Raw genomic sequence first — 20,682 nt, forward strand, 5'->3', positions numbered from 1 at the left:
TCGTGATACCACCCTTTTTTGACTGCACATCAATCTGCAATCCTCAATCTAATAACGGCATATGCCGGTAATGGTAAGCCAATCGCTTCCATTACAGCTCACAAGATAGGGAACGTTCACTCGCTAACGAGAAACCTTTCAGCCGGTGGGTTTCTTCTCTGTACGACGATTCTCGAACGTTAGGGTCTTGATCAAAGCATTTTTGATATAACAATTTTTACTAATTTACATGAAAAAAGATGAAGCGTCAAGTGTATCCAAATGAGTTTTCTCAAAACGAATGCGGATCATCTTATATGCAAGATAATTTGGATTATTGGCGTTTTCCTGTTATTATGCAATGATGTCGTCCTATCTCTAAATCGAAAGTGAGGTGATAAATGTTAATGAAAGAACCACATATTAGAGCTACAGTAAAGGCGATTCAATTCATGAGAGAACATTTGGGTGAAGATGTTACTTCTTCTCAAATGGCTGAGCATGTTGGATATAGTCCGTATCATTTTTCAAGGATGTTCAAAAAAGCGACAGGCATATCCCCTCGTCAATATTTATCTGCCCTGCGTATCGAGTCGGGCAAAACTACTCTTCTCAAAGAGTCCTCTCTGCTTCTAAAGGTACTAATAGCCATAGGATTTCGAAGCCAAGGTTCATTTAACACAAAATTCAAGCAATTTGTAGGTGTATCTCCTAAAAAATTCCGTTCCTTATCTGGCTCCTTATCAGCCAATGTGAAACAACTTGAACATGAAGATCTATCTTTAATGCCATCACATGATGTGGGTAATCCTCAAATTAAATGTCTAATTGAGGCACCCACATCTTTTCATGGCATTATCTTCGTTGGCTTATTCCCGAGACCCATTCCAGATCAGCGACCTATTGTTGGAACAGCTATAACTCGAAAAAGAACTTGTTCATTTTCAGGAGTTCCCCCTGGAACATACTACTTGCTTAGTGCAGGAATTCAATGGAGCTTGAACATCAAAGATTATTTTATACTTGATCATGCTTTAAGAGGGATGCATCCAACACCTATTCAGATTAAGGAGAATTCCGAGCTAAATGTCACTGTTTCTCTAAGAGAACCACTTCCAACTGATCCCCCGATTGTTGTGAACCTCCCTCTCTTACTCTTTGAACAGCAAAAAGAGAAATAGCAAACTAGAAGAATTTTTTGCTTGCTTCCTGCCCTATCCTTTTAGGAATAACTTTCAACTAGGAGGACTTTCAGATGCCAAAAACAGCTTTTGTTCCAATTTATGTATCCGATTTAAGTTATGCTTTGCAATTTTGTTGCAACATACTTGGCTTTGAAATTTCTCATGAAATTGATGGGCATACAGTTTGCCTTATCCACGAATACATGACGATTACACTCTGTCAAACGGATCAAATCGCCCAATTAAGATATCCTCAAGCGGCCCAAATGAAATTAAGCCAGTATTCAGAAGATCTTACAATCACCATGGAAACATGGAATAAGATTGGTCAAGATATGAATCATAACTAATATTTAATCTCATAAAATATTAGCTTCAATGTACATTGGGTATTTACATAACTTTTGATCAACAAGTCTGTAAAAAAATACTAACAATGTATAAGCGCGTCCAATAAAGACTCCTTGAAAATAAGGGGTCTTTTTTGCAGCCAAAGTTTGTCAGCGCTTCACACCAATGGTACGAGTCATATTCATCCCCCCTATTACTTAGTCATGGCATAAATACACATATTCCTCAGCCCTTGTCCATCCATCGTTGAGCCATAATTTCGCATAATACCTTCTAATGTAAACCCAAGCCTTTCCGGTACGGCTCTGCTTTTCGTATTCATCTCATCGCAGAGGATATCAATTCTTCTTGCATGCAGGACGTTAAAACCAAAATCACAAACCCCTTGAATGGCTTCCGTCATGTAGCCTTTTCCGCTATATCGTGTATCCATCCAATAACCAATCTCAAACTTCGGAACTTGCCAATTTGGTTTATGCAACCCGGTTGAACCGATGAATTGACGGGTATCCTTTTCAAAAATAAGCATTCTTAAATCTTCACGTCTTAGAAATTTTAAATGTCCCTCTCGAAGACCAATTTCCACCTGTTCAACCGTTTGTTCTTGATGAGCAAAAGGCATCCAGGGTTTTAATTCCTCTAATGATACCATGATCGCTTCATACACGGCACGTCCATCACCTGGAAGAGGAATGCGAATATGCAGCCTTTCCGTATAAAATTCAGATGGAAAATCTAATAAAATTGGATTCATGTTCAACACTCCTTATCAAAACCACTCCGACTCCAAAGCCAAAGTGGTGTATGTAAATCGATTAAAGATAACTCTGTACCTGCTAATAGGTCTTTCCAGGCTTGATTAACTTGGGATTGAATATCGCTACTATTCAGTTGCGTTTCCTCTATTAATCCCAGTCGAACGGATGCTTGAATCACATGAGTATCTGGTGCGATCGATAGTGCATCCCTACCTGTTAATTGTGCATCGGTGTAATTACTCATAACATAGAGCCAATAATTACAGATCTTAGGCCCGCTTAAATAAGGGAAGCTTTTCTTATGAGTCTTTTGTACATACGTAAGAATATTCGGTATATTCCACTCACACTGCATAAACAAGTTCCTAATATCCCCGTCAAAATGTTTCATTATCGACTCACAAATGGACATCCACGTTGCTGGATGTTTGTTCGGCTGCAAGGCGACTTTATGCTTTATCAGTTTTTCTCTAAGCTCATTTTCTTGATATTGAACGACTACTGCGGGATCGAATATTCGACATGTTTCTGGATCTTGAAAAGCTAGTAAAGCCGACTCCCAAAGGGTGTATGAATTGCGTTGATAATTAAGGGCCATCGGCAATGTAAAATAGAGATAGTTCAGAGCATCACCCTTTGGTAAACCTGGATTCGCATCCTCAGGCATGATCTCGCCGCCTAAATGACCTTGGAGATGTATGGATCTAAGATTTCTCGCTTTACTGAGAATATCTTCTTGTTTGTTCTTTGTTGTATGCATGTCTACCCCTCAGTTTCTAGCGTTCTGCTTCTGCTGGCACTGTATCCCACATTCGTGTTACATGAACCATTTTGTTGTTTTCAAAAATGATTTTATAAATGTCAGGTTTGGAGGTTTGCTTCCAAAATTCATAACCATAACCCGGATCATAATAATTCAATATGATCGTCATGATATTCCCATGTGTACCGATCACAATGTTCTTCCCTTGTTGCTCTTGAATAATCTGTTCAAAAATAGGAATTGCCCGCTTCTGTGCTTGTCTTGTCGGTTCCCCACCTTCTAATGCGAAGTCATGGTCAGTAAAAGACTGTTCAATCGCGACGACTAGCTCTTCCCAGGGTGCCTTGTAATCCAAGCCTTTAATTGGTCTTTCTCTTAGCTCCTCAAACGTATGTACGGTTAGAGACCTTCGGTCAGCAACATGCTGGATCGTCTCAATCGTTCTTACATAGATACTTGCAGCAACATAATCCACTTCAATTCCTTCGAATCGATCCGCAACCCGTACTGCTTCAACTCGACCTTCATCAGACAAGCCACGTTCTCGTTCCTGTCCATGTTCGAAAGGGGATTCTGCATGTCTAACCATATACACCGTTGTTTTCATCTGTACATCCCCCTTGTTTATTCATCTGCATCACTCACTTACCCATCATACGATTGAAACTTTTGAATCGAGTCCCTTGATAGGTGAGTTCACCATGGTCACCAACGACGATCATGCCATATTGATTTGTCCTTATAGGAAGCTCAACACGTGAACCATCCTCAAATTCAAAGGTTATAAAATAATCCGTACTTGCACTCGATTCACCAGACCCACCCGAAACCTTTGTCCGCTTATCGACCACTTTGCAGGGTCTAGTCAATAATTCTGCTGCATTGTTGGATAGATAAGTTTTAATACTTTTGAAGATCATATAAGCAAAGGTGCTTACAACTGCTAAAAAGATAATAATAAAGAAAAAACGAAAGAATAAAGGCATATTTCCTAAAAAGCTAAAAAAACCAAATCCATCTTCTTCACCAAAGCGATCACTATGCATTTAATCCCCTCCACCTACGATCACATAACACTACAGAAGTTTCTACTTGCCGTTCAGGAATATTCCAATAGGTTTGAAGCAGCTTCACTTTCTCTTCAGGTGTCACGAGTGTAAAATCATTTTTCACATAAAATTGGATCGCCCAAGAAGCAGTTTCCCATGTGCCAATGAGAAAAGGCTTGCTAGATAATTCAGTCAAATAGGTCAGGAGCTTCGTCCCAATGCCGCTTCCCCGCTCACTTGTTCTCACATATGCATGACGAATAAGCGATACGTCCCCTTTATCCTGAATACCCATCACACCTAGTAATCTGTTGTTAGCTTCATAACCCCAGAATACACCCCCATCTATTTGACATATTCAATTAGCCAGCAGTCTCTATACTCACCTTCATGCCATTCATGCTTTTCGAGAAACTTCTTCTTAACGAAGCCATTCTTCTCATAGACATGTATAGCTCTTGTATTCCAAGCTTGCGGGTCCATGACAATTTTATCTGCACCTTGGTCATGAATTAAATATTGAACAGCTTCCTTGATCAGATGAGAACCGATTCCTTGGTTCCAATATGCTGGCTCTCCGATGAACTGATCCATCCCATAGATCGTCCCGTTATATGCTGCATAGCCGTAAAGTTCACGTTCTTCCTGATCAATCTTATAAAATTGGATATAACCAATAGCCACAGAATCATATTCAATGATGCATTGGCTGATCTCTTCCCTATTTTCATAAAAATGTTCTTGAACAGCTGCCAGATCAAGCGGACGATCTCTGCCTTCATAAAATTCCAATACAACTGGATTCGAAAGCCATTTAACAAGTATCTCTGCATCCACAGGTTCAAGCTTTCTTACTTCCAGGTCTTGATTTTGAAATAGAATCATGGATACTAGCTCCTAAATGAATCAAATTTTATTCCGAAAATCTGGATCATGAGGACCTCTCTTTTTCTCATATAGATAAATGTCTTCCTCATTAACTAGATTCTTCCATATTCTGCTGCATGTCAAGAATAAATTAAAGTTCCAAGGGATGTTATCCTCAATCAATTTCCAGTCTACTCCAAATGCTAATCCAATTTTTCTTATTCATACGTGCCCGATAATAAGCTTCATCCTTGAACTTCGGACTTCTTCTAACCCGATACTCAAAAATATCTTCCAGTCCATACGGACTCAATACGGTGATAGAATCATCCTCCTCAAGCCGAACTCCAACTGCTGTAACCGTTTCCGGCCACTGGCTTACCGCATCTTCGATGGATAAGTAGGGTAGGTCCCCATTTTGAATGTGTATACGCGCTTGATTCTTAACAGACCAGATCGTAAGACCCGTCGCTTCAATTAATCGCTGCTCGTATTCCTTTTCAAGTGCTTCGTCTATGATGTTCGGATCAAAATAGATCACATCGATATCATTTAACGGCGTTCGATCTGGGAATTCATGAAGTGTGTCCCAAATATAATTGCGTATATAACCAGCAGCTACGTACCAATCTGGCAACTTCAATTCTCTTATTATAGATAAGTCTTTCATGATGTCTTCATTCGTTCTGATCAGTTTCAAAAATGGATCCATGTATCGTGTCATATGTCCCTCCAAAGTTTCCAACTTCATATTTTAAAAATTCCCTTACAAATTCTCTACCCTCTTCGCTCTGATTAAAGGTATAATATTCGAATTACTTACACAACTACGTTTACGGAAAGGAAAGCTACCTGTGAACCTATTAATAATCGAAGATGATGCTAGTATACAAATGCTGCTCAAACTCAGCCTCGAAGTAGAAGGATTTCACCCTACCATATCAGGTACGATCAGTGAAGGACTTGCTGAGCTTTCATCGCGTACCTTTGACTTAATCTTGCTAGATTTAATGCTGCCGGATCAATCTGGATTTGAGCTTCTCAAGTCGCTTCGTCAGTCTTATAAAGATATCCCCGTCATCCTACTAACAGCTAAGAATGAAATGAATGATAAAATCTTAGGTTTTCAACTTGGTGCTGATGATTATTTAACGAAACCATTTGAAACCCGAGAACTCGTCATGCGCATTCGTGCGGTTATGCGACGTATGCGATCGGAATCTACACTTCCAACTTCGGAAACGCTGCAAGTCGGTGTAATTGAGATTGATCGTGAAAAGCGCACTCTACGTGTAGCAGATCAACTCATTAAGACCACAAGTAAAGAATTTGAGCTGATGTGGCTCCTATGTAAAAATCCAAAAAAGGTGTTCTCACGTGAACATCTGCTTGATCAAGTATGGGGCTATGAGTATTACGGACAAACCAGGGCAGTGGACATGCTTATTAATCGATTGCGGGAGAAATTAAAACCACATGGATACGTACTTGCCACCGTTCACGGTATGGGTTACAAGCTGGAGGTATAAAGATGCGTCTGCGAAATAAATTTTTCATCCAGCATATGATCACGATTATTATGCTACTTGCAGCCATGTATGTGGTCATTAATTATACGCTTAGTAAAAGCATGATTGAACGTGACACTCAGACACTCAATCAATACTACTCCTTGCACCGGATCGAGGCCCTTAAGATTATTAATGATAAAAAAATTAGCATCGAAGAGTTATTCTCCGGTGCCTATGCGCCTTTGATTGCTTCCCATCTAGCATCGAACAGTAACTTTCAAGTCCAATTGTTTGATCGTCAAGGCACGATTATTGGAGACAGCAGTAGTAAGGAAGATCTTATTAAACGAAACGATATTGAAGCTGCTCTATCCGGGCATACCGCAACGGTTATTACCGAGGGGGAAGGTGCTAAGATTCTCATCTATGCATCCCCTTTCTCTTTTGAAGGTAAAATTGTTGGCGGCTTTCGATACTTACTGAATTTAGAACAACATGAGCATACACTAGCTGGAATGCGCACTTGGTTCATTGGCGTTGCTCTTGGCTGTCTATTAATTGCGCTCTTAGCCAGTTATTCGTTTTCGTTCTTCCTCATGAAACCGCTTCAAGCCTTGCAGCATGCTCTGAAGCGTGTCGCTGTTGGTGACTTCAGTCGCAAAATAAAAGTACGCAGTCAGGATGAAATCAGGGAAATTGCGGATGATTTTAACCTTATGTCCTCTGCACTACAAGAGCACATTGAACTCTTACATCTAGAGCAAGGTAAGCAAAAGAAATTCTACGATAACGTGACCCATGAGCTGAAGACACCACTGACTTCAATCATTGGATTTTCCGAATTAATAGATAAATTAGAACATAAGGAAGAAATTCGTAATTGTAACATGTATATCCGTAAAGAAAGCACGCGACTTTTACAAATGGTAGATGATCTGCTTCGCTATTCACTTAAAGGCGATGAAGCATGGCGTGTGCAGCTAGAGCAGACGAATCTAAAGACCGTACTTATAGACAGTCTTCGTATTCTTGAACCCACTTTGCAGAAGTCTGCTATTCAAGCAACTTGTACAGCTGATAATTGCGAAGCATACATTGACCCAAAGCGCACACAACAAGTCTTGTTCAATGTGATTGACAATGCGATTAAACATAGCGAATGCACACACTTGAATATTACGATTGAAAAATCCCTTGAAAATCACACTTGTATGATCCGTATTGCTGATAATGGTCGTGGAATGAGCGATGAAGAAATTCACCAAATTTTCCTCCCTAAAGAAGAAAAAGAACCGCGTCCGATCTCCTCTCATTCCCATGGTCTCGGTCTCTTACTGTGTAAGCAGCTCATGGAGCTTCAAGGTGGACATATTCTAATTTCCAGCCGTATGGATGAAGGTACGGTTGTAGAACTGCATTTTCAAAATGAAAAAGAATGAATGCTAACGTGTTACAAAATTGATACAAAGATATGATTTTTCTGAGACAAAAGGAGAGTATTCTACATGCATGAGGAAAAGAAAGGGCTTTCATGGTTTCGTCTCATCCTATTACAAATCGTTGTCGGGTCTACGTTAATCGTTATATTTGCTTATCTTTTTCGAATTAGTGTAGATGAAGTGCACATCGTGCCAAGGGAGCAGCAGAACCGCGAATTATTCGTTGGTGTTCCCATGCGAATGAATATTACTTACCCAGGAATTGGTACCATCTCGATTGAAGATCCCAAAGAGCTTGTCGCTTGGAAAGAGTCTTTTGCTCACCTACTTAGCTCAGGTCGACAAGAAAACCGACCGGATACGCGTCGTATGGTTTTAACGGGTTCTATCTCTTATCTCGATCAAGAGGATGTTCCCTTTGAAATTAATACGAGCAGTTTTCACTTCGGTTCCGAATGGGTCAATTCACTAGATGTAAGCGCTGACATTCGTAAACTTCAGAACATGCTAATCGACAAGACGCTAACGGCAGATGCAGTCGGTGCATCAATTGCTAACCCGCAGCATGACGTTTTTAGTTTGCAAGATGGTTTAATTACACCTCTTGCAAGCGATAAACGCAATGTACTTACCGCGCAAATGCGCACTGCCGTTCGACTCATTGATTTCAACCATTTTGATTTCAATGAGAAGCCACCAAGTGCACATTTCGTTGTACAGCTAATCAAGGAAGCGAATGGCCGTAAACATTGGCTGCATATTGATCAATATGATAGCGCTTACTTTGTTGTATTCGATTTATTGGATGAAACGAATCATAAAGCTTATTTCAGAATAAACAATGCCTCGAACATACCAGAAGGGCAGGTTGAAAGAAATGGCTAGAAAGAAAAATAGTCGTTCCATGGTAATTGTAGGTGTAATTATCGTGGTACTCATCGCAGGATTCTTCCTTTACAAAACAGGCGTATTCGGTGGTAAAGATAAAGGTAAAATTACCGTGTACTCCATCTTCCAAGAAGAAGAAGCACGTAAGATCTTGGATAAATTCAAATCGGAGACTGGAATTGATTATGAAGTACTTCGTCTTCCAAGTGGTGAAGCTGTAACTCGTGTACAGAACGAAATGAACAGCCCACAAGCAGACTTTCTGATGGGTGGTCCTGCTGACTCTCATGAAGTTATGAAGAAAGCAGGTGCGCTAGAAAGCTACGTCTCCCCTAACTCCAAAGACATTCCAGACAACATGAAAGATAAAGATGGATTCTGGACTGGATTTTACTTGAACCCTATTGCAATTGGTATTAACGAAAATCGTTGGAAAGAAAAGTATGGTACTGCACCCTACCCTCAATCTTTCAAAGACCTACTAGATCCGAAATTCAAAGGTGAAATTGGGATGTCTGACCCTGCTACATCCGGTACAGCTTATACGGCGGTAGCTTCTCTTACACAAGTATGGGGCAAAGACGAAATGCTTAAATACGTTACTCAACTTCTACCTTTATTGAAAGAAAGACCTAAATCCGGTATCGAACCGATTCAAAAAGCAGCTAAAGGTGAATACACAATCGGGATTACATTCCTTGGTGATCAATTGAAAATCAAGAACCAAGGTAACCCCATCGTAAGTATCGTTCCTGAGGCTGCGGGTTATGAAGTCGGTGGTCTTGCCATCATTAAAGGCGGTAAGAACACAGAAGGTGCTAAGAAGTTAATGGATTATATGTTAACCAAAGAGCCAGGTCAACTATACAGTGAGTCCGCAATGGCAGTTGCTGTTAAACCAGGTGTACCTATTCCGAAGAACGGAATCGACATCAAAACAACGAAATACAATGCTTCCTACAGCTTATGGAAAGCTGCTGAGCAACGTAAAGAATTACAAGATGCATTGAAGAACCTTAAATAATTATTTCATGGGGGTGAATGGATTCTTCACAAGAGTTCTTTCACCCCCACATACAATCGAAATTGGAAGGTGGTCGTAGGCCCCAATGATAACAGAAAAAAAAGGTATGGGTGCATCGGTCGGCCGGTTGCTCAAAGATCCTTCTTCCCTGATCCTAGTTCTAACTTGTTTTGCCGTACTTTGTCTCTTCGTTATTTATCCTCTCGTGTACGTCATCTCATTACCGGGTGCAACTGACTGGACGACTTTTTTCACGAAAGGTCGTTATGGTACAGCTCTTCTTAATACGGTAGTTAGTTCTTCCTTATCTGCTTTAACTGCAACTGTTTTCGGATTTATTTATGCGTATTCGATTCATTACTCGAACATTAAAGGAAAGAAATTTTTCCGTTTTATCGCCTTTTTACCTCTTCTCGCTCCATCTGTTATGACAGGTCTTGCGTTCTTGCTCTTGTTCGGTCGAGGCGGCATGGTATCGCAATGGCTAAAAACATGGTTTGGTGTAGAACTTGATCTTTACGGTCTTCCAGGACTATGGATCGTACAGACGATTTCCTATTTCCCACTTGCTTATATGACAATTACAGGCGTCCTTCGTGCGATCTCACCTAATCTTGAAATTGCAGCTCAGAATCTTGGTTCACGAGGATTTCATTTATTCCGCACCATTACGCTTAAGCTTGCACTTCCAGGTGTGATTAATGCCTTCTTGCTCGTTGCAATCAACTGCTTTGCTGATTTCGGGAATCCCAAGTTAATTGGAGGGAATTATTCACTCCTAGCTGTTGAGATATATGGTGAAATCATCAATAATGAACCGGGTCTAGCATCCGTTATGGGGATTATTCTCGTCATCCCTGCACTAATCGTATTCATTATTCAGAATAAGCTCTTGTCAAAAGGCTCCTATTCTACCATTACAGGCAAGCCAGTTTCCGGACTAAAACGAGTGACAACTTCACGAAAAACAGATATTGCACTCTTTACATTCAACTGTATCATTTCACTCTTCATCTTGGCGATGTTCACCATTACAGTCTTGTTTGCATTCACGAAAAACTTCGGTCGGGACAATACATTCACATTCGACCATATTATGAAAATGGTATTTAATCCATCCAGCCCTGCTGTGATGAACTCACTCGTACTATCACTTGTCAGTTCCTTGCTTGCAGTTGCTTTTGCTCTAATGCTGGCCTATGTCGTAGTTCGTAAACCTTTTCCAGGTAAAAGACTTCTTGACTTCACAGCCGTATTGCCTATTGCTCTACCAGGTACATTTGTTGGTCTTGCTCTTATTGTGGCATTCAGTTCCGGGCCCATTATGCTTCAAGGTTCAGCTATCTTAATCATTATCGCGATGCTACTGAAGCAAATGCCTGTTGGCTATCGAGGTCTAACAGCTTCATTCAAACAAGTTGATAAATCGATTGAAGAAGCCGCAACTAATCTTGGTGCGGACAGTAGAAAAACATTGACGACTATTGTTTTTCCGATGTTACAAAAAACGGTTGTTGCAAACTTCGTCTACGCTTTTATGAAAAATATGAACACGCTCAGTACGATCGTGTTCCTCATTACACCGAAATGGGTTGTCGCTGCCGTATCGATTTTCAACTATGCGGAGACAGGTACGTATTACTGGGCCGCTGCAGTCGCTGTCGGATTAATGGGTGCAACTTTACTTACACTTGGTGTAATGAAATTAATCTTCCGTGATAAAGTCAAAATATTCGATTTCTAAATATAGTCAGGAGTGAGGCAGATGAGCTCGCAAGTATTACTCGATTTAAAAAATGTAAATAAAGTGTTTGGCGATAATCACGTCCTCAAACAAATTGATCTTCAAATTGAAAAAGGAAAGTTCATCACTTTCCTTGGACCCAGTGGTTGTGGTAAAACCACATTGCTGCGCTCCATTGCAGGTTTCTATACGATTGATGAGGGTGAGATTCGTATCGACGGCAAAGTCGTTAACGATCTTCCACCCTATAAACGCGGAACACCGATGGTATTTCAAGAGTACGCCCTATTCCCTCACATGACCGTATTTAATAACGTCGCTTACGGACTCGATATTCAAAAACGTCCTGAAGCTGAAGTCCAACAACGTGTTCAAGAAGCACTTGCAAAAGTTAAACTTACAGGTCTTGAGGAGCGCTATCCGCATGAAATGTCCGGTGGACAACAGCAACGTGTTGCTATGGCAAGAGCACTCGTCATGAACTCCCCTATTATCTTGCTCGATGAGCCGCTATCCAACTTGGATGCGAAGCTTCGGGAAGAGGTTCGTGTTGAGCTCCGAGCTATTCAACAAGACCTAGGCCTAACTGTTATCTACGTAACTCACGACCAACTAGAAGCACTTTCCATGTCTGATCAGATCGTTGTTTTTAATAAAGGAAAAATTGACCAATTTGGCACACCACATCAAATCTATTACAAACCACGTACGGCTTACGTCGCAGATTTCATTGGAACAACCAACTTCGCTGATGCTACCGTACATCAAGCTGCTGGTAACCAAATTACGATTACGTATAATGGGATGAATCAATCGCGTTCCATACATGCATCTACAGATGAAGTCGTTTCTCAAGGAGAAAAGGTGCTGCTGTGCATCCGTCCAGAATCCCTGCGTATCAATGCACCCTATAGCGACAATGATTTTGTCTTAAAAGGTGTTGTGAAATCTTCCATGTTCCAAGGGGAGAAAGAACGTTACTTTATCCTTGCAGAAGATAACAAAGAATGGATTGTTGACGTCTATGACGTTGGTCAAACACGCTATGAAGGCGATGTGACAATCAGCACTTTAACTGAAAAAATTCACGTCATTAAAGATATTTAATCTCAACTAATCGCTATAGTATGCGATAATAGAATAGCTATTAGATAACTACAACAAAGGAAACTCCTGTTTCCTTTGTTGTCTTTTGTTAGGAGGGATATCCTGCATGTGGAGAAAAGAAATACTGATCCTACTCACCCTTTCATTCTTAAGTGTGCTTGGCTTTATGCTATTGGGTGAAAAAAAGAGCAACCAACCTCTGAAAGTCTATGTCATTTTTCAAGAAGATGAAGGAAGAATTCTTCTTGAGACATTCAAGAAAAAGACAGACCAGCCTTATGAGATTATCCGAATGTCCAGCGGTGAAGCGAATTATCACTTGCTTACACTTGGAAAAACAGGAATCGATGTCGTACTTGGCGGTCCTGCCGACTTGCATGAACAGCTCAAGAACAAGAACAAATCATTGCACTACCTCTCCCCTGCTATTGGGAACATTCCGATTAAATATAAAGATAGCGACGGCTACTGGACAGGCATGTACATGGGTGCTCTCGCCATTGGAGTCAATCCAAATGTATGGCAGCGCGATCCAGACCTTGCTTCTTTACCTATGCCGCAGCGGTACGAAGATTTATTACGTCCAGAATTAGCAGGTAAGATCCAAATTTCCGATCCTGAAACATCAGGGACTGGCTATACATTACTCGCCTCCCTCGCACAAGAGCGCGGCGAACAAGAAGCGATCCAACTTATGCAAGCGCTTAAAAACCAAAGTACGACCACTACATTCGCAGGGATTACTAGTGCACAGCGATTAGCTGAAGGTGAAGTTGCGGCTGTTGTTAGCTTCTTAGGGGATCAATTACGATTCAAAAATTCAGGCTACGATATCCGTTCCGTAATTCCACCGCAAGCTGGCTGGGAGATTGGTGCGATCTCCATTCTGAAAGGCGGTAACAATCCCGCTGCTGCCAAGAAGCTTGTAGATTTCATGCTCTCACGTGATGTACAGATCGATTATATGAATACGGCCTTTTCGTTCCCAGTAAAGCCCGATCTCCCCATTAACCCCCTCCTTGCATCTGCAAAAATGGAGAACCTGCTACCTCATTATCGATTTGATCTTGCTGCGAAGAATCGGGAGCAGCTTATGAACAAATGGAAAACCGCGCATAAATGATCATGAATTTTAAGAAAAGAAAACAGCTCTAGCAATCCCTTCTAAGTAGAAGGATGCTAGGGCTGTTTTTGTGATGGGATCATTAATAGCTTCGCAGAATCATATCATCATCCTGCATTATTGGATTGATTTCAAAGTATCTTGTGCTTTAATTCTTATTTCGTTGTACTTATCGCTCTCTGTTAGTTCAATTGTTTTCTCAAGTAATAATTTAGTCAATACTTTGTCATCTTTACCTATTCCATTCCCCATGTAAAAGAAGTACTCAGGGAACATAACTTTATTATCTTTAATCGTTATTTCTAGGATCGTTGATACGTATTTTGCATAATTTCTATTAAAGTATGATTTCAATTCGTCATCTGTCGGAAAAGGATACCCAACTTTCTCAAAGAAAGAAAGATCACCATCGCTTGGTATTGAATTAACATTTATATTTGTAATTTCAATACTATCCTTGATTTCTGAAAAATGATCATATGTAAATTTCGCTGAACTCACCAACAAATTCGTATTGTCTTTAATATCTTTGTTAATTTTATTCAATTTTTCTTTAAGATTACTGAGTTCTGCCTTACTATACAACTCTATCCCTTTTTGTGGAGACTTTGCAATGATCAAAGACAATTCAAGAATGGCTTGTGCCTTACCTCGATATAGAATACTCTTAAGCAATTGAGCATTATATACGTAAGGGCTATCTTTGAAATCATTGATCGTCAAGTCAAGATACTTCAATGCAGTGTCAAAATCACCTACTTTTATCTTAGTAAGGGCTAGAGAATATGGTTCAGGTATTACTTTTTTTACAACTTTCACTTCCTTTTCTGTTTCCTTGGTCTGATAAATTATTGGATCACTAGTGCTCTCTGGGGTCTTAACAGATTCATTTGAATTACTATTACTTTGAGAGCAACCTGCACAAAGTATTAGGAATACACTTGAAACTAACATCGTTTTTTTCATCGTTGTCTCCAGTCATATTGGAAATATTTATAAATTTATGAATTAAATTAATACTAACATTTACACGTCCAACTTTCTATCAATAAATTGTAACCTTCTGTCCAGGTAGTTTTTAAAAGTGATCCGATTTATGATAAGTTCCAGTTCATACATTTGCTGGTATTTGTTTAGTGCTATGAAGAAAAGTATGCGGATGCTCGGTATTTTGTTAACATCTTTTTATGTTATGTAAACAAATTTGAAATCCCTTTGGAAAACAATAAAAAAACAGCCTACCGGGTGAGTCTCAGTAAGCTGTTGCTGCGGTAGCACATTATCGACACTTAAACAGCAGCACTACGCTCGGTCTCCAATTGTTGCTGATTGTTGTGCTTGCGATTCAGAGAAGGGATCACGAAAGCGTAATAAATACCCACCCCGGTGATACAGACTCCAATAAGTAAGTTAAGCACTTCAACACTTATCCATCTTGGGAAGGCAAGTGCTATTATACCGAGGGCTATGGAGTGACCCAACATCATAAGGGGTTCCATCCACGCATTCACTTTCCCCATATTCTTCGGGTCAACCAATTCAGGGAACCACGATCCAAAGACAACATTAACCGGTGAAATGCTGGAACCAATTATGAATGTTGCGAATAAGTAGAGCCAAATGTTCTCCAAAAATCCCATCACTAAGCACACAATACCTGTCAACAACAATCCTACGATCAATACATTCACTTTCGAAAATTTCTTAATGAGACTAGCCCCAAATACACTTCCGACTAAGAAACCTAAACCAAGAAAGGTCATGAAGAGTGAAGCATATAATTCGTAATTATCAGGACTCAGCTTATATTTCATCATAAACAATGGAAGAACTGCAAATACACCATTTATGAAACCAAACAGCAATGTGCCAGAGATAATCGCAAGCAGCAGCTTATGGCCCCATATATAATGAAACCCATCACGAAAGTCGGAAACAATTAATCGCAAGTTCAGGTCGCGAATATGTACTTTTCCACTAGGCTGACAAACTTCTGGCGCAATTCGGCACAGCGAAATCAGAATACCCGACATAATAAAGCTTACACCATCAATAATAAGCGCGCCTTCAATACCGAGGAATTGATAAGCAAGTGATCCAAGCCCCATTCCGAAGAGCATGAAGATACCTGCAACCGATTGATTCAATCCTGCTGCGTGCACATATTGATCAGGGTCCATAACCCCCTGTAATAAACCTGTCTCTGCTGGCCCAAAAAACTTGGATACAGCACTACGTAAGAACAAGATTACAAATGCAACAATTAACCAATCCGCTTGTAAGCATAATAAGAGCACCACGGTAAGACCAGCACGAATCCAGTCACTATTTGCTGCAATTTTTTTGCGATCCAGACGGTCAGCGAGTACCCCGACGAACAAGAATACAGCCAAAGTCGGCAATGAGTACATCAGCTCCGCAATGGTTGCATAATACGGCTGTGAACTGAATCGATCGAGCAAATAAAAGGCGAAAGCAAAATTACCGACAGTCGTACCTAATTGAGAGGTCACATTGGCAAAGAACAACTTCGTGAAGGCTGGATTTTTAAATAACAGCATGATATATCCCTCATTTATCTCATAATAGGAGCGCTCATAAGGTATGATCTTGATGGATATTTCACTTCAACAACAACTTCTTGATTTCAGGCTCAGCCTTAATCATGCCGTATACCTTAATTGAATCAATCGTTTCTTCAAAAAGAGATGGCGGAACATCGGGTTCTACAATCAGCATGCCGACAATTTTGATGATCTTCTCCTTCCTAAGAGCACGAAGATCTTCAAGTTCTTTCTTCGTCAGGACTTGAATACCAATGACAACCGATTTTTCCTTCACAATTTGTTTAATTTCATCAGAATGTGAATGAATTTGATTACGTATAGCTGTCCGAATCAGATCCGTCCGATTGGAATAAAAACCTTGTTCAACCAGTAAATCAATCTGTCCCAAATCGACCGCACCAAGATTAATCGTAATTTTCTCCGTTTCAGACACTTTATCGCCCTCCTTTTTTTAACAATAATAATGAAAAATAATCCCTACACCATCTATATGGATGGTAACATCCATAATATACCGAGTCAAGCAAATATATAATCTAATAATTTTATAGAACACAGGATTGACAGGCTGGAAAGGAATTACTATGATTTGAGTGAAAGGAGGTAGAACAGTTGAAAAATTCAAAAAAATATTTCATCTTACTTACTACACTCGTACTCGTATTTAGCTTTTCCAGCTCTGCTCTTGCAAAAACGGCTAGCACATCCAAAAGTTCTAGCTCCAAAGGATCTGCTTCCAAGAGTTCCTACTCTTCTAAAACGAGCGGACCTGGTACTGGGAGCAAGTCTTCATCAACTAAAGTGTCTTCTTACAAAAAAAGCAACGGAACGCAAGTTAAATCTTATCAACGCACAAAAGCGGATAAAACCGTGAAAAACAACTACAGTACAAAGCCAAACAAGAATCCTAATACAGGAAAAAAAGGAACTCGTACTTACAAAGGTAAATAAGCAAAAGACGCCGTCGGGCGTCTTTTTGTTGTTAGATGTAAATTTAAAGTATCACTCGACTTGTCTCGCATTATCGAATTGATGGATACTGAAACCTTGCAAGTCTGAATTAACAATTGCGTCGCACAATGGATGTAGATTCGGAGTTAATCGGACTTCGATATTTAAATCTATTAATCGATCTATCAGATGGTTCATCGATATCATTTCATAGGGAGTAATGGTCTCTTCGGATATGTAATAGCCTGCTGTTGCATCGAATAATTGAAAACTCTCAGAAGGCATAGCATATCGATAAATCGTGGTATCTCGAATCGTTTTATACCAACTCGTTTCCACGGTGATGATCTTATCCGATCTGCTATGGCCAAAGAACTGAGTTTCTACTTCATCACTCATACCTTCACTTCGGGTCACCACAATTCTTGGACATTTTCTCGGAAAATAGAACGTGTATGCATGCGCATCATCAATCGCCCAGACGACTGGCGGCATATCTTGCCGATTATACTTAACCCTAGGATGAAAGATTTCAATATGGGGTTCCTCGCTAAAATGATATAAGTTCATAAAACTTGTTCAACTCGTTTCTACTTTTTCTTAAAACGTAGGATTGTTTTGACAATAAAAAAAGTGATCAATGCTACAACTGCAATAATAACAAATTGATTAAATGCGAATTGTGTTTCGGCACTCATGAACGGGGCTCCTTCCAAGACACCATAATCCTGAACTATTCGAACAAATTAACATGAAGTTCTTTGCCTTGAGAAGTGACAATTGTATGCAATTGTGCGCGGTGGTGGTATAAATGACACAGGATTTGTAAAAGCCACTCGAAGCGTGAATACGAAACTCCCCAATAGGATTGCTTCATTTCAAATAGTTCAGTTTCACTATACTTCGTAAACTGCTCCTTCAGGAAAGTATGGTTAACTAGTAACTCCCTCTTTACATCCGCTAGTTCATGTAAGGTTTGAGAGGCATAAAACGCCTCCATTTGTTCTTGTGTAGTTTCATTTAGGATCAAAAAATCTGCCTTACAGATAAGAGAAATATGATCGATTAACTCTCTGACTGATCTTTTATGATCTGCAGGTCTAATCGACAGATCATCCTCCGAAAGTTGATCAAGTATGACCACAATCGACTCAATCACAATTCTCATTTGATTAAAAATACTCGTTAGCTGTTGATTCATCTTCCCATCTTCCCCTACCACTCAAGACATCTATTCGCTCTTCGGCAGCTTCTTCCGAATCATGCGAATTTGTCCTCTATGATTAATTTCATCTTCAAACACATGGAACCACATAAAATAAATGTTCGCTTGTTTGCCATACCAGAATTCCGTCTCTGTATGAAGCCATTCATCATCAACCGTTAGGAATAGCTTGTATGTTTGTTCTCTAACCTCATTTAACTTATTCAAATAATATTGAAGATCATTCCCTTTGATCTGCTCTCTTCCCACGGCACCAAGTTCTAATGCCGCTCCCCAAATTTTTTCCTCTTCTTCGTTTAGATCTCTTTTTTCAAATGTCGTCACTTGATACGCATATTCTACTGCTGCAAAATGCAATAATAATGCGCCAATCGAATTGCTTTCGGGATCAACTAAGTAATCCAATTGCTCAACTGTCAAATACTCAACTGCCTTGAGCGTCGTATATCTCGCATAATTCATCATGGAGAGTAACCGACTTATTTGAGGGGGATACCCAGGAATATCTTTGATTAATAAAATATGATCCATATTTAGCATTTAAATAACCTCCGAAGTTAGATTACGAACGACATGATCTTCTAAAAATGCAACACTTTTCTTTTCCTTAGCAAAAGTAAGAATCAACTCTTCCATATCTGGCATGAGGTTGATGGTATGCAGCTCAGTGAGTGGCACCCATTTCACAGCAGTCTGATACTTATCTGGCAAATCAGGCAATCTTGGATTAGAACCTGCAGCAAGCTGACACTCAAATACAATGAATAACACATGATCCAACGGACTATATTCGATCACACGTTTTTGTGGCTCACACTCACATAGGAATGCCACTGAGCCAACTGTAACCTCCGCCATCGTCTCTTCTAGCAACTCTCTTCTTACTGTCTCTTTAATCGTCTCGCCTTCCTCTGCCCCACCTCCAGGTAAAAAGTAATGCACGCCTTTTTCCGGATTATTGTACTCGATCAGTAGGACAGAATCATTCTCAATAATAAGTGCGGTTGGTCGAACACGGATTGGAAATAACATAACATCCTCCTAAATGGAACTAGTTGCAAAAGGTTTGAATCGGGCCGTCCCAATTCTCTTTTTGAATTTCTTGATAGTTGTTGTTCGTGTAGGCAGCGATCGTTTTTCTCCAAAAATGCTGCGCCGGTTCGTTCGTATCCACCTCAGCAACCTCCCACACGCCACGAAAGGTATGGAATATCTCATTAGCAGCGAATTGTCCTACACCATTACGACGATATTTCTTCATTACAAAAAATTCCGCAATCGAATAGATTGTACGCTGCTGTGCATCTACGCCTAACTCACGAACCAATACAAAGCCAGCAAGTTGTTCATTTACACGGATGAAATAGGGATATCGACCCTCTTCGGTCCAATAATGATCCAGATACATATATTCATATAAGCCACTTTCATTCACATCTTCCGGATCGAATTCTGTGAAATCGTACTTATATAACTCAAGCAGATTTCTCAACACTGATTTCTGTTCATACTTCACTTGATCTAATCTGATCATGATGTCTCCTCTCTCTTGTCCTATTAAAATTTACTTACCTAGCCCAATTCTAATCCATCCATAAACACTTTAATTGAAAAATACAAAAATATAATCTCCGAAGCAATCGATATTCCTTTTACGAAACGTTGTCCCAGTAGGTTTCCAGATTTACTTCTAATGAATGCAACACCAAATGACCATACGACGCCTGCTGAAAAAAAACCAGCAGCAAACACGCCTATCATCATCCAATCTACCCTATTGATCTGTGCCATAATAGCCCCTACGACAACTGCAAATCCATACGATCCATTTCACCAACACAAGCTGAAATATCGCCGTAAAGCCAACCAAAACCAGCGTCAGATAAAATAAATCACCAATGTCTTAATAATAGCTACATTCGCCAACCCTAGATCTAAACATAATGACAGAGAAAGCAAAAATCTTCTCCTATTTACTAAGTTTAGAGATATCAACAAAAAATTGTTTTCGCTGCTCAGTGGCACTCTTGAGCCAGCCAGATAATCCTTCTCTACTCCCCTAACATGTTTTGTAAGGATTTGGAATGTAGGTATTATATCATTTTTAGCATAGGCTATGTTTAACTTCGTTGTTGATCACTGTTCGGAGATG

General features: G+C 40.0%; 26 protein-coding genes. 10 read left to right on the forward strand and 16 right to left on the reverse strand.

Annotated features, from left to right (window positions below):
• The first annotated feature begins 386 nt into the window (after nt 1-386).
• Nucleotides 387-1,160, forward strand: a complete 774-nt coding sequence (locus ACSBOP_RS11320) for a helix-turn-helix transcriptional regulator (RefSeq protein WP_442600639.1) — start codon at nt 387-389, stop codon at nt 1,158-1,160.
• Nucleotides 1,161-1,234: 74 nt separating this feature from the next.
• Nucleotides 1,235-1,513 carry a hypothetical protein gene (locus ACSBOP_RS11325; protein ID WP_442600640.1) on the forward strand — a complete coding sequence of 93 codons (279 nt, stop codon included), beginning with the start codon at nt 1,235-1,237 and terminating at the stop codon, nt 1,511-1,513.
• A gap of 194 nt (nt 1,514-1,707) precedes the next feature.
• Here the strand turns inward: ACSBOP_RS11325 and ACSBOP_RS11330 are convergent, their stop codons facing one another.
• From ACSBOP_RS11330 to ACSBOP_RS11360, 7 genes are all read right to left on the reverse strand, one after another.
• The gene (locus ACSBOP_RS11330) at nt 1,708-2,268 is read right to left on the reverse strand and encodes a GNAT family N-acetyltransferase (protein ID WP_442600641.1); all 561 of its coding nucleotides are present in this window, start codon (nt 2,266-2,268) and stop codon (nt 1,708-1,710) included.
• A gap of 2 nt (nt 2,269-2,270) precedes the next feature.
• Nucleotides 2,271-3,032, reverse strand: coding sequence for a hypothetical protein (locus tag ACSBOP_RS11335; protein ID WP_442600642.1), 762 nt, complete (start codon nt 3,030-3,032; stop codon nt 2,271-2,273).
• A 16-nt stretch (nt 3,033-3,048) separates the two neighbouring features.
• Complete coding sequence (locus ACSBOP_RS11340) at nt 3,049-3,642, reverse strand: histidine phosphatase family protein (RefSeq protein WP_442600643.1); 594 nt, start codon at nt 3,640-3,642, stop codon at nt 3,049-3,051.
• Nucleotides 3,643-3,676: 34 nt separating this feature from the next.
• Nucleotides 3,677-4,081, reverse strand: a complete 405-nt coding sequence (locus tag ACSBOP_RS11345) for a DUF2500 domain-containing protein (RefSeq protein ID WP_442600644.1) — start codon at nt 4,079-4,081, stop codon at nt 3,677-3,679.
• A complete protein-coding gene (locus ACSBOP_RS11350; RefSeq protein WP_442600645.1) occupies nt 4,074-4,379 on the reverse strand; it encodes a GNAT family N-acetyltransferase in 306 nt (101 codons plus the stop codon). The genes ACSBOP_RS11345 and ACSBOP_RS11350 overlap by 8 nt, the downstream gene beginning before the upstream one ends.
• Nucleotides 4,380-4,429: 50 nt before the next feature.
• Complete coding sequence (locus ACSBOP_RS11355; protein ID WP_442600646.1) at nt 4,430-4,969, reverse strand: GNAT family N-acetyltransferase; 540 nt, start codon at nt 4,967-4,969, stop codon at nt 4,430-4,432.
• Between the two features lie 157 nt (nt 4,970-5,126).
• Nucleotides 5,127-5,675 carry a nucleotidyltransferase family protein gene (locus ACSBOP_RS11360; protein WP_442600647.1) on the reverse strand — a complete coding sequence of 183 codons (549 nt, stop codon included), beginning with the start codon at nt 5,673-5,675 and terminating at the stop codon, nt 5,127-5,129.
• A 130-nt stretch (nt 5,676-5,805) separates the two neighbouring features.
• Between ACSBOP_RS11360 and ACSBOP_RS11365 the strand changes: the two genes are divergently transcribed.
• From ACSBOP_RS11365 to ACSBOP_RS11395, 7 genes are all read left to right on the forward strand, one after another.
• A complete protein-coding gene (locus ACSBOP_RS11365) occupies nt 5,806-6,480 on the forward strand; it encodes a response regulator transcription factor (RefSeq protein WP_442600648.1) in 675 nt (224 codons plus the stop codon).
• 2 nt (nt 6,481-6,482) lie between these two features.
• Complete coding sequence (locus ACSBOP_RS11370) at nt 6,483-7,901, forward strand: ATP-binding protein (RefSeq protein ID WP_442600649.1); 1,419 nt, start codon at nt 6,483-6,485, stop codon at nt 7,899-7,901.
• Between the two features lie 66 nt (nt 7,902-7,967).
• The gene (locus tag ACSBOP_RS11375) at nt 7,968-8,786 is read left to right on the forward strand and encodes a DUF3919 family protein (RefSeq protein ID WP_442600650.1); all 819 of its coding nucleotides are present in this window, start codon (nt 7,968-7,970) and stop codon (nt 8,784-8,786) included.
• The gene (locus ACSBOP_RS11380) at nt 8,779-9,813 is read left to right on the forward strand and encodes an ABC transporter substrate-binding protein (protein WP_442600651.1); all 1,035 of its coding nucleotides are present in this window, start codon (nt 8,779-8,781) and stop codon (nt 9,811-9,813) included. Before ACSBOP_RS11375 ends, ACSBOP_RS11380 begins: the two co-directional genes overlap by 8 nt.
• A gap of 85 nt (nt 9,814-9,898) precedes the next feature.
• Nucleotides 9,899-11,557 carry an ABC transporter permease gene (locus ACSBOP_RS11385; RefSeq protein WP_442600652.1) on the forward strand — a complete coding sequence of 553 codons (1,659 nt, stop codon included), beginning with the start codon at nt 9,899-9,901 and terminating at the stop codon, nt 11,555-11,557.
• Nucleotides 11,558-11,578: 21 nt separating this feature from the next.
• Nucleotides 11,579-12,664: an ABC transporter ATP-binding protein gene (locus ACSBOP_RS11390; protein WP_442600653.1), complete on the forward strand. Its 1,086-nt coding sequence runs from the start codon at nt 11,579-11,581 to the stop codon at nt 12,662-12,664.
• A gap of 106 nt (nt 12,665-12,770) precedes the next feature.
• Entirely contained in the window at nt 12,771-13,787 is a 1,017-nt protein-coding gene (locus tag ACSBOP_RS11395; protein WP_442600654.1) for an extracellular solute-binding protein, read from the forward strand.
• A 117-nt stretch (nt 13,788-13,904) separates the two neighbouring features.
• Here the strand turns inward: ACSBOP_RS11395 and ACSBOP_RS11400 are convergent, their stop codons facing one another.
• From ACSBOP_RS11400 to ACSBOP_RS11410, 3 genes are all read right to left on the reverse strand, one after another.
• A complete protein-coding gene (locus ACSBOP_RS11400; RefSeq protein WP_442600655.1) occupies nt 13,905-14,753 on the reverse strand; it encodes a hypothetical protein in 849 nt (282 codons plus the stop codon).
• A 323-nt stretch (nt 14,754-15,076) separates the two neighbouring features.
• Nucleotides 15,077-16,348, reverse strand: coding sequence for an MFS transporter (locus ACSBOP_RS11405; RefSeq protein WP_442600656.1), 1,272 nt, complete (start codon nt 16,346-16,348; stop codon nt 15,077-15,079).
• Between the two features lie 61 nt (nt 16,349-16,409).
• Nucleotides 16,410-16,787, reverse strand: a complete 378-nt coding sequence (locus ACSBOP_RS11410) for a CopG family transcriptional regulator (protein WP_442600657.1) — start codon at nt 16,785-16,787, stop codon at nt 16,410-16,412.
• A 179-nt stretch (nt 16,788-16,966) separates the two neighbouring features.
• Here ACSBOP_RS11410 and ACSBOP_RS11415 point away from each other — a divergent pair, with 179 nt between their 5' ends.
• Nucleotides 16,967-17,305 (forward strand): hypothetical protein, encoded by a 339-nt coding sequence (locus ACSBOP_RS11415; RefSeq protein ID WP_442600658.1) that lies wholly within the window; start codon nt 16,967-16,969, stop codon nt 17,303-17,305.
• 51 nt (nt 17,306-17,356) lie between these two features.
• Here the strand turns inward: ACSBOP_RS11415 and ACSBOP_RS11420 are convergent, their stop codons facing one another.
• From ACSBOP_RS11420 to ACSBOP_RS11445, 6 genes are all read right to left on the reverse strand, one after another.
• Nucleotides 17,357-17,875 (reverse strand): DUF6886 family protein, encoded by a 519-nt coding sequence (locus ACSBOP_RS11420; RefSeq protein ID WP_442600659.1) that lies wholly within the window; start codon nt 17,873-17,875, stop codon nt 17,357-17,359.
• A 163-nt stretch (nt 17,876-18,038) separates the two neighbouring features.
• Nucleotides 18,039-18,506 (reverse strand): DinB family protein, encoded by a 468-nt coding sequence (locus ACSBOP_RS11425; protein WP_442600660.1) that lies wholly within the window; start codon nt 18,504-18,506, stop codon nt 18,039-18,041.
• 30 nt (nt 18,507-18,536) lie between these two features.
• Nucleotides 18,537-19,070: a DinB family protein gene (locus ACSBOP_RS11430; protein ID WP_442600661.1), complete on the reverse strand. Its 534-nt coding sequence runs from the start codon at nt 19,068-19,070 to the stop codon at nt 18,537-18,539.
• Nucleotides 19,071-19,562: an NUDIX domain-containing protein gene (locus tag ACSBOP_RS11435; protein ID WP_442600662.1), complete on the reverse strand. Its 492-nt coding sequence runs from the start codon at nt 19,560-19,562 to the stop codon at nt 19,071-19,073.
• A gap of 19 nt (nt 19,563-19,581) precedes the next feature.
• Nucleotides 19,582-20,064, reverse strand: a complete 483-nt coding sequence (locus tag ACSBOP_RS11440) for a GNAT family N-acetyltransferase (protein WP_442600663.1) — start codon at nt 20,062-20,064, stop codon at nt 19,582-19,584.
• A gap of 38 nt (nt 20,065-20,102) precedes the next feature.
• A complete protein-coding gene (locus ACSBOP_RS11445) occupies nt 20,103-20,321 on the reverse strand; it encodes a hypothetical protein (protein ID WP_442600664.1) in 219 nt (72 codons plus the stop codon).
• Between the last annotated feature and the right edge of the window lie 361 nt (nt 20,322-20,682).

The organism is Paenibacillus sp. KN14-4R (assembly GCF_052180255.1).
Lineage (GTDB): Bacteria > Bacillota > Bacilli > Paenibacillales > NBRC-103111 > Paenibacillus_AM.

Coding starts and splice junctions, on each gene's coding strand:
- ACSBOP_RS11360 (WP_442600647.1), bottom strand. CDS start 5,675: ATGACACGATACATGGATCCATTTTTGAAACTGATCAGAACGAATGAA.
- ACSBOP_RS11355 (WP_442600646.1), bottom strand. CDS start 4,969: ATGATTCTATTTCAAAATCAAGACCTGGAAGTAAGAAAGCTTGAACCT.
- ACSBOP_RS11330 (WP_442600641.1), bottom strand. CDS start 2,268: ATGAATCCAATTTTATTAGATTTTCCATCTGAATTTTATACGGAAAGG.
- ACSBOP_RS11345 (WP_442600644.1), bottom strand. CDS start 4,081: ATGCATAGTGATCGCTTTGGTGAAGAAGATGGATTTGGTTTTTTTAGC.
- ACSBOP_RS11395 (WP_442600654.1), top strand. CDS start 12,771: ATGTGGAGAAAAGAAATACTGATCCTACTCACCCTTTCATTCTTAAGT.
- ACSBOP_RS11375 (WP_442600650.1), top strand. CDS start 7,968: ATGCATGAGGAAAAGAAAGGGCTTTCATGGTTTCGTCTCATCCTATTA.
- ACSBOP_RS11430 (WP_442600661.1), bottom strand. CDS start 19,070: ATGCTAAATATGGATCATATTTTATTAATCAAAGATATTCCTGGGTAT.
- ACSBOP_RS11405 (WP_442600656.1), bottom strand. CDS start 16,348: ATGCTGTTATTTAAAAATCCAGCCTTCACGAAGTTGTTCTTTGCCAAT.
- ACSBOP_RS11385 (WP_442600652.1), top strand. CDS start 9,899: ATGATAACAGAAAAAAAAGGTATGGGTGCATCGGTCGGCCGGTTGCTC.
- ACSBOP_RS11435 (WP_442600662.1), bottom strand. CDS start 19,562: ATGTTATTTCCAATCCGTGTTCGACCAACCGCACTTATTATTGAGAAT.
- ACSBOP_RS11335 (WP_442600642.1), bottom strand. CDS start 3,032: ATGCATACAACAAAGAACAAACAAGAAGATATTCTCAGTAAAGCGAGA.
- ACSBOP_RS11445 (WP_442600664.1), bottom strand. CDS start 20,321: ATGGCACAGATCAATAGGGTAGATTGGATGATGATAGGCGTGTTTGCT.
- ACSBOP_RS11400 (WP_442600655.1), bottom strand. CDS start 14,753: ATGAAAAAAACGATGTTAGTTTCAAGTGTATTCCTAATACTTTGTGCA.
- ACSBOP_RS11350 (WP_442600645.1), bottom strand. CDS start 4,379: ATGGGTATTCAGGATAAAGGGGACGTATCGCTTATTCGTCATGCATAT.
- ACSBOP_RS11440 (WP_442600663.1), bottom strand. CDS start 20,064: ATGATCAGATTAGATCAAGTGAAGTATGAACAGAAATCAGTGTTGAGA.
- ACSBOP_RS11425 (WP_442600660.1), bottom strand. CDS start 18,506: ATGAATCAACAGCTAACGAGTATTTTTAATCAAATGAGAATTGTGATT.
- ACSBOP_RS11370 (WP_442600649.1), top strand. CDS start 6,483: ATGCGTCTGCGAAATAAATTTTTCATCCAGCATATGATCACGATTATT.
- ACSBOP_RS11380 (WP_442600651.1), top strand. CDS start 8,779: ATGGCTAGAAAGAAAAATAGTCGTTCCATGGTAATTGTAGGTGTAATT.
- ACSBOP_RS11325 (WP_442600640.1), top strand. CDS start 1,235: ATGCCAAAAACAGCTTTTGTTCCAATTTATGTATCCGATTTAAGTTAT.
- ACSBOP_RS11340 (WP_442600643.1), bottom strand. CDS start 3,642: ATGAAAACAACGGTGTATATGGTTAGACATGCAGAATCCCCTTTCGAA.
- ACSBOP_RS11320 (WP_442600639.1), top strand. CDS start 387: ATGAAAGAACCACATATTAGAGCTACAGTAAAGGCGATTCAATTCATG.
- ACSBOP_RS11390 (WP_442600653.1), top strand. CDS start 11,579: ATGAGCTCGCAAGTATTACTCGATTTAAAAAATGTAAATAAAGTGTTT.
- ACSBOP_RS11420 (WP_442600659.1), bottom strand. CDS start 17,875: ATGAACTTATATCATTTTAGCGAGGAACCCCATATTGAAATCTTTCAT.